The organism is Pseudomonas sp. LA5 (assembly GCF_028640825.1).
Lineage (GTDB): Bacteria > Pseudomonadota > Gammaproteobacteria > Pseudomonadales > Pseudomonadaceae > Chryseomonas > Chryseomonas aestiva.
Map to the genome: position 1 here is coordinate 78,079 of NZ_JAQYZY010000032.1, position 13,638 is coordinate 91,716.

Genomic DNA, 13,638 nt, shown 5'->3' on the forward strand with positions numbered 1-13,638 from the left:
AAAGCGCCTTACTGTCGCGCTGTCCCGCGTTTCAGATAGGACCTTGCCCATGCGTATAGACCGTTTCACCAGCAAGCTGCAGCTCGCCCTGTCGGATGCCCAGTCCCTGGCCGTCGGCCACGACCATCCGGCCATCGAGCCTCTGCACCTGTTCTCTGCCCTGCTCGAACAGCAGGGCGGTTCCATTTCCCCGCTGCTGCGGCAGGTCGGCTTCGACCTCGCCAGCCTGCGCAAGACCCTTGCCGAAGAGCTGGACAAGCTGCCCAAGATCCAGAATCCCAACGGCGATGTGAATCTTTCCCAGGATCTGGCGCGCCTGCTCAATCAGGCCGATCGCCTGGCCCAGCAGAAGGGTGACCAGTTCATCTCCAGCGAGCTGGTGCTGCTCGCCGCCATGGACGAGAACACCCGCCTCGGCAAGTTGCTGCTGGGGCAGGGCGTCTCGCGCAAGGCGCTGGAGAACGCCATCAACAACCTGCGCGGCGGCGAGGCGGTCAACGACGCCAATGCCGAGGACAGCCGCAAGGCCTTGGACAAGTTCACCGTCGATCTCACCAAGCGTGCCGAGGACGGCAAGCTCGACCCGGTGATCGGCCGGGACGACGAGATCCGCCGCACCATCCAGGTCCTGCAGCGCCGCACCAAGAACAACCCGGTGCTGATCGGCGAACCCGGCGTCGGCAAGACCGCCATCGCCGAGGGCCTTGCCCAGCGCATCATCAATGGTGAAGTACCCGACGGCCTCAAGGACAAGCGCCTGCTGGCGCTGGACATGGGTGCCCTGATCGCCGGCGCCAAGTTCCGCGGTGAATTCGAGGAGCGCCTCAAGGGCGTGCTCAACGAACTGAGCAAGCAGGAAGGCCGCATCATCCTGTTCATCGACGAACTGCACACCATGGTCGGCGCCGGCAAGGCCGAGGGCGCCATGGATGCTGGCAACATGCTCAAGCCGGCCCTGGCCCGTGGTGAGCTGCATTGCGTCGGTGCCACCACCCTCGACGAGTACCGCCAGTACATCGAGAAGGACGCGGCTCTGGAGCGACGCTTCCAGAAGGTGCTGGTGGACGAGCCGAGCGAAGAGGACACCATCGCCATCCTGCGGGGCCTCAAGGAGCGCTACGAGGTGCACCACAAGGTGGCCATCACCGACGGCGCCATCATCGCCGCGGCCAAGCTGTCCCATCGCTACATCACCGACCGCCAGTTGCCGGACAAGGCCATCGACCTGATCGACGAGGCCGCCAGCCGCATCCGCATGGAGATCGACTCCAAGCCGGAGGCCCTGGATCGCCTCGATCGCCGGCTGATCCAGCTCAAGGTGGAACGTCAGGCGCTGAAGAAGGAAGAAGACGAGGCCGCGCGCAAGCGTCTGGAAAAACTCGACGAAGACATTGCCCGCCTCGAACAGGAATACGCCGACCTGGAGGAAATCTGGAAAGCCGAAAAGGCCGAGGTCCAGGATTCCGCCCAGTTGCAGCAGCGCATCGAGCAGGCGCGTACCGAGCTGGAGGCGGCCCGGCGCAAGGGTGACCTCAATCGCATGGCCGAGCTGCAGTACGGCACCATTCCTGATCTGGAGCGCAGTCTGCAGATGGTCGACCAGCACGAGAAGCCGGCCAACCAGCTCTTGCGCAACAAGGTCACCGAAGACGAGATCGCCGAGGTGGTCTCCAAGTGGACCGGCATTCCGGTCAGCAAGATGCTCGAAGGCGAGCGCGACAAGCTGCTGCGCATGGAAGAGGCCCTGCACAACCGGGTGATCGGCCAGGACGAGGCGGTCACCGCCGTGGCCAACGCCGTGCGTCGCTCGCGGGCCGGGTTGTCGGACCCCAACAAGCCCAGCGGTTCCTTCCTCTTCCTCGGCCCGACCGGGGTGGGCAAGACCGAGCTGTGCAAGTCGTTGGCGGAATTCCTCTTTGATACCGAAGACGCCATGGTGCGCATCGACATGTCCGAGTTCATGGAGAAGCACTCCGTGGCTCGCCTGATCGGTGCACCGCCCGGCTACGTCGGCTACGAGGAGGGCGGCTACCTGACCGAGGCCGTACGGCGCAAACCCTATTCGGTGGTCCTGCTGGACGAGGTGGAGAAGGCCCATCCGGACGTCTTCAACATTCTCCTGCAGGTGCTGGACGACGGGCGCCTGACCGACAGCCAGGGCCGTACCGTGGACTTCCGCAATGCGGTAATCGTCATGACCTCGAACCTGGGCTCGGCGCAGATCCAGGAGCTGGTGGGCGATCCCGATGCCCAGCGGGCGGCGGTGATGGATGCGGTGGCGGGGCATTTCCGGCCCGAGTTCGTCAACCGTATCGACGAGGTGGTGGTGTTCGAGCCCCTGGGGCGCGAGCAGATCGCCGGTATCGCCGAGATCCAGCTGCAGCAACTGGGTCAGCGCCTGGCCGAGCGCGATCTGCACCTGGAGCTGACGCCGGAGGCCTTGGACAAGCTGGTCGCGGTGGGTTACGACCCGGTCTATGGGGCGCGTCCGCTAAAGCGGGCGATCCAGCGCTGGATCGAGAACCCGCTGGCCCAGCGCATCCTGTCCGGTGCCTTCGCGCCGAACAGCCGGATCCAGGGTCGACTGGAGGGCGACGAGATCGTCTTCGCCTAGGAAATGGCCGGGCGATCCCAGGGTCGCCCGGCGTTTCCGATAAATTTGTGAAAAAACAGCAGGCTAGGTGTTGACGTCTGTTTCTACTTCCGTAAAATGGCGCACCTCACTTACGGCAAAGCTCGAAAGGCACTGACGTAAGAGGGGTTGGAAGAGAGAAATTCCGCGATAGCTCAGTCGGTAGAGCAAATGACTGTTAATCATTGGGTCCCTGGTTCGAGTCCAGGTCGCGGAGCCACTTCCATTCTCGGGGTATAGCGCAGCCCGGTAGCGCGCCTGCTTTGGGAGCAGGATGTCGGGAGTTCGAATCCCCCTACCCCGACCATATTTGGGTCGTTAGCTCAGTTGGTAGAGCAGTTGGCTTTTAACCAATTGGTCGCAGGTTCGAATCCTGCACGACCCACCATTTTTACCAGAAACCCTCCGTCAGGAGGGTTTTTGCGTTTCTGGGACATTATTTTCTCAGCGCCAGGCTGAGCGTCATCCCGAAATCTTTCTGCTTCCCGTATTCCGCCTTGCCATCCTCGGCTCATCACGCTGTGCTCTATTTCGCTCATCTCCGGTGAACACCTTTATCCGGGTAGCTTTCCTCGCAAATAGAAGCGATAGCCGGTCATAGCGGCTGCCTGAGCCCTTACTACTATCAGGTGAAGTAACGAGCTTTCAGGCGGTGGGAATGCAGTCGAAACGCCTCTCGGGTTTCACGCTCATCGAGGTCCTGATCGTCATCGCGCTGCTGGGCATCGTCACGGCGCTAGCGGCGCCTGGCTTCGCGAACCTGGTGCAAAGCAACCGCGTCCAGGCGGCAGCCGGGGAGTTGCAGCGCGCGCTCTATTACGCGCGCAGTGAAGCCATGAGCCGGGGAGTGAACGTCGTGATCACCACCGAGCCGGAAGATACCAATGGCTGGATGGGCGCGCTGAAAATCACCACAGCCAAGACCGTGGTGCTGCCCAATGCCGAAGTCCTGCGGCAATACAGTGGCGGGCTGGGAAATGGCGTCAACGGGACGGGTTTCATCGGCGGTGCTCCCCTTACCAGTCTGACTTTCCAGCCCAATGGCAGTCTGAAACTCAGCGGCGAAGCCACCATTCGCGTCTGCGCCACCAATGCGCTCACCCAGGGCAAGCAATTCACCCTAAACCAGGGTGGGGTGCTGACGGTAATCGACTACACGCCTAACCGTGCCAGCGCCGTGGGGTGCACCTAGATGAAGCGCCGCAAAGGTGGGTTCAGCATGATCGAGGTGCTGGTCAGTCTGGTGATCATCTGCATCGGCGTGCTGGGCATGGTCGCCCTGCAGACCCGCAGCGTAGCGCTTTCCCAAGACTCCGTGCAGCGCAGCAACGCCATGGTGCTGGCCAACGAGCTGCTCGAACTGATGCGCAGCAATCGTGACCAGGTGCTGGCAAGTGACAAGGTCAAGATCGACGGGGCCTACATCAAGCAGCCCGACACCAACTTTCGCACCAAGGCGCTCGATGCCGGCAAGACCTGTTTGACCCGGGATCGCTCTGCGGGCGGCGAGACGGTAGCGGGTCAGGATCTGGTTTGCTGGTTGAATCAGGCAAAGGCGCTGCTACCCGTGACGGACGCCTTGATCGCCAGCAGTTTCGCCGTGTGTCCAGCGTCCAAGGTACCTCTCTTGCCAGCAAGTCCCACGGACCCAGGGATACCGCTGACTGTCTGCGAAAACACCGCACGAGCAACGGTGATGGTAGTAATCGCCTGGCAAGACGTTAGTAATGATCAACTGAATTGCCCAGCTGGTATCTGTTACTACGCTCTACGCTCGGAGTTATGACATGAGCCTTAGACTTCTTGCGCGTAGCCGGCACCAGGGCTTTTCCCTCATCGAGATGATGATCGCCCTGACCGTTGGCACCTTTCTGGTGCTGGGCGTTTCGCAGATCTATATCAACAACAAGCGCAGCTTTCTCTTCCAGCAGGGCCAGACCGGCAATCGCAACAACGCCCAGCTGACCTTGCAGTTGCTCGACCGGCAACTCGCACGAACTGGCTTCCGCGCCGAAATCCGTTATCAGGGTAGCCTGCAGGCAGCCTTTCCGGCGCTCAGTGCTGTAGCCGATGCCGATGGCATCAGCTGTCCTGCCTTCGCTGCCGGCGCCACCTTTGGGGCGACCACGGACAGCGCCAACGCGCCCACCGGAGTTTGCATTCGCTATCAGGGCGCCCTGGACAGCAAGGATCAGGACTGCCTGGGTAATCCCATCCCACGGGTGAATCTCAATGCGGGCGGCAACGTCTTGCTGAAGCTGCGTTATACGGCAGGCAATACCCCTGGCGGTGGCACCCTCAGCTGCACGGTCTGGAGCGAGCGTGGAGGCGTGCTGACACCCAAGGGCCGTGCGGTGCTGGTGCAGGGACTGCAGGACTTCCGCTGGTCCATTCCACCCAAGGCGGATGCTCCGGCCGTGCGCTACGCGGCGTTGCTCAGCACTACTGAAGCGCTGACCAGCGATGTAACCAGTAACACGGCTACCAATTGGCAGACCTTGACCGGGCTACAGATCGCTGACGCCAGTCGACCCATGCAGATACTGCAAAGCACCGTCACCCTGAGGAATCTTGCGCTATGAGCCCGGTCCTTGGCAGGCAGCGCGGCGCGACCTTGCTGATCGCCCTGGTGATGTTGTTGCTGTTGTCGCTACTGGCCGCCTCCAGCATGCGTCAGACGCTGCTGCAGGCGCGCAGTGGCGGTGCCGCTCTGGAAAACACCCAGGCCTTCAATGCCGCGGAAGCGGCGCTACGCGAAGGTGAGCGGCGATTGATGGCGCTCAGTCAGCAACCGTCCTTCACGGCCTTCAGTGCCGGCTTCGCCAGTTGTTCGGAAAGCGTGCCAGCGGTACGCAGTGCCTTCGCCAAGGCGCCAACCGGCGACCTGTGCATCCTGACCAAGGCTAGCGATCTCAATACAGGTGCCCTGACCCAGACCTGGGCAGCAGCGGCGCTTCAGGCAAGCGGGACCGATCCTACGGCGCGTACCGTCGCCTATCGCGGCTCCGATGGCAGCGCTTCCTTCGCCCAGACACCCCGTTGGGTAGTGACGGCCATAGGTAGCAGCTCGGTCGATGTCTCGGCGCCAGCCACCAACCTGTTTCGGATCACCGCTGTTGCCCAGGATCGCGGTAAGCGCTTTCCGGTGATTCTGCAGAGCGTCGTCGCCCTGGAGGTGCCATGAGCCGAGCTACACCGGGCATCGGGTCTCTGGCCCTGCTGCTGACCCTGGCCGCACCTGCGGCCCAGGCGGCGGCCCTGAATCTGAGCCAACAGCCACTGTTTCTGACCAACAGTGTCGGTCCCAATCTGTTCGTTACCCTGGACAATTCCACCAGCATGCAGATGGCGGTGGTGCCGGATGCCTCCAATACCGATGCCATCCGCCCAACCCGCCGTGCCAAATCGGCGGCCTTCAATAGTCTCTACTACAACCCGGCGATCAGCTATCCGGCGCCTTATGCGGTGAGCTACAGCAGTACGGGCGGGCTGACCCGTACGCGACTGTCCACCAGCTTTACCAGTGCCTATGTGAATGGCTATCGACCTGGCTTGGGTAGCGTCAATCTAGCCACCGACTACCGCGTGAGCTGGAGCTATAACCCCAATCTGGTTACTACAGATCCCGATGTGGCGCGGGGTAACTCCTATGGAAATCCGGGGCTGCAGAACAATAGCCCAAGCATGCTGGCGGAAAATCCTTCGCAGGATTTTAAAAGCAACGGCACCTTCCAAGGAACCAGCTCTAGCTACGGTCGTTTGACGTTACTAGACATCCTTTTAGGCGCCGGCTTTACCGAGTCCATCAACGGCGCCCAAGTATCCATCAGCGATTCGTCTTTGCTCGCTCGCCTATTGAAAGGGCAGACCCTCACTGGTGGCTGTACTGCCACTATCGCCAATACTGCATCAGTCACCTACAGCAACGTCACCTGCACCCGTAACGTAAATTACGATCTGGGTGGAGTGTTTTCCTCAGTGACCTACACTATCACCGCCAATACCAATACCTCGACGGCCATCGCAGGTGTCCCGGCTTATTATTACCTTTACGACACCACTCTCGCTAATTGTCTGCCCGCCTCTCTGCAGACCGAGGACTGCTACCGTCGGATACCTGTCGGCGTAACCTCGGGCCCTAACGGCACAGACGAGCGGCAGAACTTTGCTAACTGGTATTCCTTCTATCGCAGCCGTGCCCTGGCCGCTCAGACAGCGACCAACCTGGCCCTGGCGGATGCCTCGGAAAATCTCCGGCTTGGCTGGCAGGCATTAGGTACCAGTGACAGCTGCATCTTGGTAACGGCCAATGCCAACTGCCGCGGCATCAGCAACTCCAGCTCCACGACCTATGACAATCGGCTGAGGCCCTTTGCTGGTGCGCACCGGGCGGCTTTCTTCACCTGGCTCGGTGATGTCTATTACAACCAGAGCACGCCGCTGCTCCAGGCGGTTGCTCGTGTTGGCGAGCTGCTCAAGACCAGTGGGAGCAATAGCCCATACGCCTACGATCCAGGTAGCAGCGAGTCACCTGTCTATGGCTGTCGCGCCAGCTATAGTCTGGTGGTGACGGACGGGATCTGGAATTCGGCCTTTACCTCCAGCAACGCCGACGGCTCTGCCGCGACCCTCCCCGACGGGCAGCAGTACTCACCCCAGGCACCCTTCCAAGACACCACCTCCAGCACTCTCGCAGACCTGGCCTTTCTCTACTGGCGCACCGATGCCCAACCCGGGCTCGACAACAAGGTACCGCCCTACAATACCGTGACCAACAGCGAGGTTCGGGGCCCCAATACGCTTTCGCCCTACTGGAATCCGCGCAATGACCCCGCCACCTGGCAGCATCTCACGGGGTTCTACGTAGGTATCGGCTTGAGCAGTGCGCTGATCAATCCCGATTGGGATGGCGATACCTTCGCCGGTGGCTACGCTGGCTTGGCCGCAGGCACTACGCCCTGGCCTGTGGCGGGGGCGGATAACTCGGTCAACCAGAACAACGTCTACGACCTCTGGCACGCGGCGATCAATTCGCGGGGCGAGTTCTTCAGTGCGGAAAACGCCAGCGATCTGATCACCTCCCTTGGCAAGGTCGTCACGCGGATCACCCAGTCCACCAGCGTCGGCGCCAGCCAGACCGTATCGCCCACCCGGGTAGGGGATACCAACGCGCTCTTCACCTATGTTCCGTCTTTCTCCAATGCCGACTGGAGCGGGGATGTCATCAAGTACCAACGCACGGGAACCACCCAGACGAGGATCTGGAGCGCCGCTCAACAACTCGATGGCAAGTACGCTGCAGGCAACACCGTCTTCGGCACTCGCAAGATCTATATGGCCAAGGGCGGCGCCTTAGCCGATTTCGCCTGGGTGAATCTGAATACCGATCAACGACTCAGTCTCAACAAGACCTCCGGAGGTACCACCGATACCTATGGCAGTCGCCGGGTGGATTATCTGCGTGGGGATCGTGGCCAGGAGGCGCCTGGCGCTACGCCGTCGTTCCGGCCGCGCAGTCATATCCTCGGAGACATCGTGAATTCCTCACCGGTGGTAGTGGACGGCCCCAATAGTCCCATCGCGCTGATGAACGCGACCGTTGGCGACAATTCCTACGCGACGTTCCGCACTACCAATGCAGCCCGTGAGCGGCGTATCTATGTGGGTGCCAATGACGGCATGCTGCATGCCTTCAACGACCAGGGGCAGGAGGTCTATGCCTTCGTTCCCAGCGTCATCGGCACTCTCAACCGGCTGACCGAGCGCAGCTACAACGGCGGCGGGCATCAGTCCTATGTCGACAATACGCCGGTGGTGGGGGACGTCTATTTCAATGGGGCTTGGCGCACGGTACTGATCGGCACGCTGCGCGGGGGAGGGCGGGGCATCTTTGCGCTGGACATCACCAATCCCAATGCTCCGGTGCTGCTCTGGGAAAAGTCTGACGCCGACGCCAGCTACAAGGACCTGGGCTTCACCTACGCCCAACCCGTCATTACCCGGCTGCATACCAGCGGCTGGGGCGTGGTGGTCAGCAATGGCTACAACAGTGCCCAGGACAACGCCGTGCTCTATGTAATGAACGTGGCCGATGGCAGCCTGATCAAGGCGCTGCCCGCCACCGATAACGTGGCGGCACCCAATGGGCTGAGTTCGCCGTTCGTGGCCGATGTCGACGGCGACCTGATCGCCGACTATGCCTATGCCGGTGACCTGCACGGCAATCTTTGGCGCTTCGATCTGATCGGTACCTCCCTGACCGCAACGGCCGCAGCGGACAACTTCCGTGTCGCCTTCGGGGCGCGGCCCCTCTATACCGCCCAGGCCAGTAGCCTGGCGCCCGGTACCACCAATCTGGTCCAGCCGATCACCGCCAGTCCTGCGGTCGTGGCTCATCCGAGTGGAACGGGGCATCTGGTGCTCTTTGGTACCGGCAAGTATCTCGAGGCCAACGATGCCCTGGCCAATACCAGCAAGGCCATGACCCTCTATGGCATCTGGGATCGCCAGACCGATGGATCGGCGGCCAGCAGCACTCCAGTTCTGACGATCGCCAGTCTGCAGCAGCAGACCCTGGGCGCCGATCAGCGCATCAGCTACACCAGCTCCACCGGTTCCAGCGTCAGCAGTACGGCGAACATCCTTTCCACGACGTCGGTCAGCTATGACGCCAATACGGCGACCAATGGCAAACAGGGCTGGTATCTGAATCTGCCCTTGAATGGCGAGCTGGTGATCAACAAACCCCAGCTATTCAGCGGCACTCTGTTGATGAGCTCCCTGATACCCAGCACCGACGCCTGTACCGCCGGCGTCACCACCTACCTCTATGCCCTGGATCCCTACACCGGCGGCAATAACAGTGGCCTGTTCAATCTGGGGACGGATACGGTCTATGGGCGTATCCAGCTCGATGGTCTGCTCGGTGGGATCGTGCCCTTCGTCTATGGTGATGGCAGTTTCAGCATGGAAGGAACCCTGGCGGACGCGGCGATCTATGGCAGCGACGGCAAGGCGCCGAATGGCTTGCGGGGTGACCTGCCCGCCAGCCGCCGTCAGACCTGGCGCGTCATCACCAACCAGGACTAGTGGAGGTGCTTTCACCCAGGCATGAAAAAGCCCGGCACCAGGCCGGGCTTTTTCATGGAACGGTGCGTCTCAGCGCGCGTAGGTCAGCAGCACGTCACCCGGGATCTGGAAGTCCACCGACATCATGACGCTCAGGGCGGTGATGGCGATGATGGAGAACCCGAACAGCTTGCGTGCCCATTGCACGTCGTTCTCGGCCTGATAGCCCATGAAGGCCAGGCGCAGCCACCAGGCGCCGATCACGGCGGCCACTGCCAGATAGACGTAGCCGGCATAGCCGAGCACGGTCAGCAGCAGGGTGGCGGCCATGAAGGCCACGGTGTACCAGACGATGTGACGCTTGGTCACCGCGATACCCTTGGCTACCGGCAGTACCGGAATCGAGGCCGCGGTGTAGTCCTTGAGACGGAAGATGGCGATGGCATAGGAGTGCGGCATCTGCCAGAGGCAGAAGATCAGCAGCAGTACCGCAGCGCCACTGTCGAACTGGCCGCTGGCGGCGCAGTAGCCGATCACCGGCGGTGCGGCACCGGACAGGCTGCCGACCAGGGTGCCGTATACCGAGGTGCGCTTCAGCCAGAGGCTGTAGAGCCCTACATACACCACGAAACCCATCACCGCGAAGGCGGTGGCGACTAGATTGGTCGCCCCGTACAGCAGCCCCACCCCGGCCAGGCCGAGGAGGGCGGCATAGGCCAGCGCCACCTTCGAGGAGATCGTGCCCTGGACCAGGGCGCGATTGCAGGTTCTTTCCATCTTCTGATCGATGTCCCTATCGATCACGTTGTTGAACACACAGCCGGAAGCAATGACCAACGACACCCCGATCGCCGTCGCCAGCAGCAACAGCGGGTCGATGCTCCCTTTGGACGCCAGGAAGAACCCGCCGGCAACCGAGATCAGGTTGCCGAAGATGATGCCCGGCTTCGTCACGAGAAGGTACTTCTTGATCATCACGTCGGCCCGGTTCAGTGGATCATCATGTTGTTGTGCATGTGGTACATGATCCACAGGGATCCCACGACCACGATACCGACGATGACCACGGTGAAACCAAAGGAGATCACGTTCCAACGCTGCTCTTCGGAGGTGTTCAGGTGCAGGAAGAAGTACAGGTGCACCAGCAGCTGTACCACCGCCATGATCACCACGATCGCCAGGGTCGCGCCCTTGGAGAAGGTGGGGAACATCACCAGGCCGAAGGGAATGACCGTCAGGATGACCGACAGGATGAAGCCGACCATGTAGCTCTTGAAAGTGCCATGGCTCTCGGCGGTGTGCCCGTGGGCGTTATGATCGTGCGCCATTACAGAACCCCCATCAGATAGACGATGGTGAAGACGAAGATCCAGATGATGTCCAGGAAGTGCCAGAACAGGCTCAGGCACGACAGGCGGGTCACGTTGGTGGTGGTCAGGCCCTTGGAAGCGACCTGCAGCATCAGCACGATCATCCAGATCAGACCCGAGCTCACGTGCAGACCGTGGGTACCGACCAGCGCGAAGAACGACGACAGGAAGGCACTGCGATCCGGACCGTAGCCCTCTTCGATCAGGTGATGGAACTCATAGACTTCCATGCCGATGAAGCCGGCACCGAACAGCCAGGTGACCGCCAGCCAGCCCAGAACGCCACCCTTGCTGCCATGGTGCTGAGCAATCATGGCGAAGCCGTAGGTGATACTGGAGAACAGCAGCAGGAAGGTTTCGACCAGGACGAACGACAGTTCGAAGATGTCCTTCTGGGAGGGGCCATCGGCATGGGCCCCGCTCAGGACTGCATAGGTCGCAAACAGCGTCCCGAACAGAATGCAGTCGGTCATCAGGTAGGACCAGAAGCCGAATGTCTTCATCGATCCGGCGTCGTGGTGCCCATGCTCCTCGGCATGGGCGACTTCATTATGCATAACTTGATTCGCCATTGGATTAGGCCTGCTTGAATTTCGCCAGGGACTGAATGCGCGCGGTTTCGATTCGCGCCACTTCTTCCGCCGGTACGTAGTAGTCGACATCGTCGTCGTAGCTGCGGACGACCGCACTGACGATGCAACCCACGAAGCTGGCGATGGCCAGCCACCAGATGTGCCAGATCAGGGCGAAGCCGAGGATCAGAGCAAAGAAGCTGATCACGATGCCGGCAGCGGTGTTGCGCGGCATGTGGATCTTCTTGTAGTCCGCATCCTTCTTCTCGGTGATGCCTTTTTCCTTCATGCCCCAGTAGGCGTCGATGTCGTGCACTTCCGGCACTTCAGCGAAGTTGTAGAAGGGCGGCGGCGACGAGGTCGACCATTCCAGGGTACGGCCATCCCACGGATCGCCCGTCACGTCCACGTTTTCCGGCAGATTGCGGTCGCGGATACTGACGTAGAACATCCACAGCTGGCTGAGGATGCCCAGAGCGATGATGCCGGCGCCAATGGCGGCGGTCACCAGGAAGGGGTGCCAGTCAGGGTTGTCGTAGTGGTTCAGACGACGGGTCATGCCCATGAAGCCCAGCATGTACAGCGGCATGAAGGCGACATAGAAACCGATCAGCCAGCACCAGAAGGCCTGCTTGTTCAGCTTCTCGTTCAGCTTGAAGCCGAATACCTTCGGGAACCAGTAGATCATGCCGGCGAAGTAGCCGAACACGGCGCCGCCGATGATCACGTTGTGGAAGTGGGCGATCAGGAACAGGCTGTTGTGCAGCACGAAGTCCGCACCCGGTACCGCCAGCAGTACGCCGGTCATGCCGCCGATGCTGAAGGTCACGATGAAGCCCAGGGTCCAGAGCATCGGCGAGGTGAACTGGATACGACCCTGGTACATGGTGAACAGCCAGGTGAAGATCTTCACCCCCGTCGGGATCGCAATGATCATGGTCGCGATGCCGAAGAAGGCGTTGACGTTACCGCCCGAACCCATGGTGAAGAAGTGGTGCAGCCAGACGATGAAGGACAGCACGGTAATGGCTACCGTCGCCCAGACCATCGATACATAGCCGAACAGACGCTTCTTGCTGAAGGTGGAGGTCACTTCCGAGAACACGCCGAAGGCCGGCAGGATCAGGATGTATACCTCGGGGTGGCCCCAGGCCCAGATCAGGTTGGTGTACATCATCTGGTTGCCACCGGCTTCCGCGGTGAAGAAGTGGAAGCCCAGGTAACGGTCCAGGGTCAGCAGTGCCAGGGTCACGGTCAGGATCGGGAAGGCCGCCATGATCAGAATGGCAGTACACCACGAGGTCCAGGTGAAGATCGGCATGCGCATCAGGGTCATGCCCTTGGTACGCATCTTCAGCACGGTCACGAAGAAGTTGACGCCGGTCAGGGTCGTCCCGATACCGGAAAGCTGAAGGGCCCAGATGTAGTAGTCCATCCCTACGCCTGGACTGTACTTGATGCCTGACAGCGGCGGATAGGCCACCCAGCCGGTCGCGGCGAATTCGCCCACGAACAGCGACATCATGATCAGCACGGCGCCGGCCACGAACAGCCAGAAGCTCAGCGAGTTCAGGAAGGGGAAGGCCACGTCGCGGGCACCGATCTGCAGCGGTGTCACCACGTTCATCAGGCCGGCCACGAACGGCATCGCCACGAAGAAGATCATGATCACGCCGTGGGCGGTGAAGATCTGGTCGTAGTGGTGCGGTGGCAGGTAGCCCTCGGCGCCGCCAGAGGCGATGGCCTGCTGGCTACGCATCAGGATGGCGTCGGAGAAGCCACGGAGCAGCATGACCAGCGCGACGATGAAGTACATCACGCCGATCTTCTTGTGGTCGACGGTGGTCAGCCACTCTTTCCAGAGATAGCCCCACTTGCCGAAATAGCTGAGCGCCCCGATGAGTCCCAGGCCGCCCAGGGCGACCACAACGAACGTCACGAGAATGATCGGCTCGTGATACGGAATATCCGCCAGAGTTAATTTACCGAACATAAC

General features: G+C 61.1%; 10 protein-coding genes and 3 tRNA genes. 9 read left to right on the forward strand and 4 right to left on the reverse strand.

Annotated features, from left to right (window positions below; genetic code table 11):
- The first annotated feature begins 49 nt into the window (after positions 1–49).
- The 9 genes from clpB to PVZ72_RS09575 all read left to right on the forward strand — a co-directional run bounded on the left by clpB (position 50) and on the right by PVZ72_RS09575 (position 9,721).
- Entirely contained in the window at positions 50–2,614 is a 2,565-nt protein-coding gene (gene clpB, locus PVZ72_RS09535) for an ATP-dependent chaperone ClpB (RefSeq protein ID WP_187980245.1), read from the forward strand.
- A gap of 162 nt (positions 2,615–2,776) precedes the next feature.
- Positions 2,777–2,852, forward strand: a tRNA-Asn gene (locus PVZ72_RS09540).
- A gap of 10 nt (positions 2,853–2,862) precedes the next feature.
- Positions 2,863–2,939: transfer RNA gene (locus tag PVZ72_RS09545), tRNA-Pro, on the forward strand.
- 5 nt (positions 2,940–2,944) lie between these two features.
- A tRNA-Lys gene (locus PVZ72_RS09550) sits at positions 2,945–3,020 on the forward strand.
- A gap of 270 nt (positions 3,021–3,290) precedes the next feature.
- On the forward strand, positions 3,291–3,824 hold the full coding sequence (locus PVZ72_RS09555) for a GspH/FimT family pseudopilin (RefSeq protein ID WP_273861783.1): 534 nt from the start codon (positions 3,291–3,293) through the stop codon (positions 3,822–3,824).
- A complete protein-coding gene (gene pilV / locus PVZ72_RS09560; RefSeq protein ID WP_273861784.1) occupies positions 3,825–4,418 on the forward strand; it encodes a type IV pilus modification protein PilV in 594 nt (197 codons plus the stop codon). It begins immediately after the preceding gene.
- 1 nt (position 4,419) lies between these two features.
- The gene (locus PVZ72_RS09565; RefSeq protein ID WP_273861786.1) at positions 4,420–5,214 is read left to right on the forward strand and encodes a PilW family protein; all 795 of its coding nucleotides are present in this window, start codon (positions 4,420–4,422) and stop codon (positions 5,212–5,214) included.
- Complete coding sequence (locus tag PVZ72_RS09570; RefSeq protein ID WP_273861787.1) at positions 5,211–5,816, forward strand: pilus assembly PilX family protein; 606 nt, start codon at positions 5,211–5,213, stop codon at positions 5,814–5,816. Before PVZ72_RS09565 ends, PVZ72_RS09570 begins: the two co-directional genes overlap by 4 nt.
- Positions 5,813–9,721 carry a pilus assembly protein gene (locus PVZ72_RS09575; protein WP_273861788.1) on the forward strand — a complete coding sequence of 1,303 codons (3,909 nt, stop codon included), beginning with the start codon at positions 5,813–5,815 and terminating at the stop codon, positions 9,719–9,721. Before PVZ72_RS09570 ends, PVZ72_RS09575 begins: the two co-directional genes overlap by 4 nt.
- 69 nt (positions 9,722–9,790) lie before the next feature.
- Here PVZ72_RS09575 and cyoE read toward each other — a convergent pair whose 3' ends face one another.
- The 4 genes from cyoE to cyoB are packed head-to-tail and all read right to left on the reverse strand — an operon-like array spanning position 9,791 to position 13,635.
- Positions 9,791–10,678: a heme o synthase gene (cyoE, locus tag PVZ72_RS09580; protein WP_252977194.1), complete on the reverse strand. Its 888-nt coding sequence runs from the start codon at positions 10,676–10,678 to the stop codon at positions 9,791–9,793.
- Between the two features lie 11 nt (positions 10,679–10,689).
- On the reverse strand, positions 10,690–11,028 hold the full coding sequence (gene cyoD, locus PVZ72_RS09585; RefSeq protein WP_133861289.1) for a cytochrome o ubiquinol oxidase subunit IV: 339 nt from the start codon (positions 11,026–11,028) through the stop codon (positions 10,690–10,692).
- Positions 11,028–11,642, reverse strand: a complete 615-nt coding sequence (locus tag PVZ72_RS09590; protein ID WP_133861288.1) for a cytochrome o ubiquinol oxidase subunit III — start codon at positions 11,640–11,642, stop codon at positions 11,028–11,030. Before PVZ72_RS09590 ends, cyoD begins: the two co-directional genes overlap by 1 nt.
- Before the next feature lie 4 nt (positions 11,643–11,646).
- Positions 11,647–13,635 carry a cytochrome o ubiquinol oxidase subunit I gene (gene cyoB, locus PVZ72_RS09595; RefSeq protein ID WP_158896248.1) on the reverse strand — a complete coding sequence of 663 codons (1,989 nt, stop codon included), beginning with the start codon at positions 13,633–13,635 and terminating at the stop codon, positions 11,647–11,649.
- Positions 13,636–13,638 lie beyond the last annotated feature (3 nt).

Excerpts from the sequence above, each read along its gene's own strand:
- PVZ72_RS09590 (WP_133861288.1), bottom strand. The coding sequence starts at position 11,642 with ATGGCGAATCAAGTTATGCATAATGAAGTCGCCCATGCCGAGGAGCAT.
- PVZ72_RS09570 (WP_273861787.1), top strand. The coding sequence starts at position 5,211 with ATGAGCCCGGTCCTTGGCAGGCAGCGCGGCGCGACCTTGCTGATCGCC.
- PVZ72_RS09565 (WP_273861786.1), top strand. The coding sequence starts at position 4,420 with ATGAGCCTTAGACTTCTTGCGCGTAGCCGGCACCAGGGCTTTTCCCTC.
- PVZ72_RS09575 (WP_273861788.1), top strand. The coding sequence starts at position 5,813 with ATGAGCCGAGCTACACCGGGCATCGGGTCTCTGGCCCTGCTGCTGACC.
- cyoD (WP_133861289.1), bottom strand. The coding sequence starts at position 11,028 with ATGGCGCACGATCATAACGCCCACGGGCACACCGCCGAGAGCCATGGC.
- clpB (WP_187980245.1), top strand. The coding sequence starts at position 50 with ATGCGTATAGACCGTTTCACCAGCAAGCTGCAGCTCGCCCTGTCGGAT.
- PVZ72_RS09555 (WP_273861783.1), top strand. The coding sequence starts at position 3,291 with ATGCAGTCGAAACGCCTCTCGGGTTTCACGCTCATCGAGGTCCTGATC.
- cyoB (WP_158896248.1), bottom strand. The coding sequence starts at position 13,635 with ATGTTCGGTAAATTAACTCTGGCGGATATTCCGTATCACGAGCCGATC.
- pilV (WP_273861784.1), top strand. The coding sequence starts at position 3,825 with ATGAAGCGCCGCAAAGGTGGGTTCAGCATGATCGAGGTGCTGGTCAGT.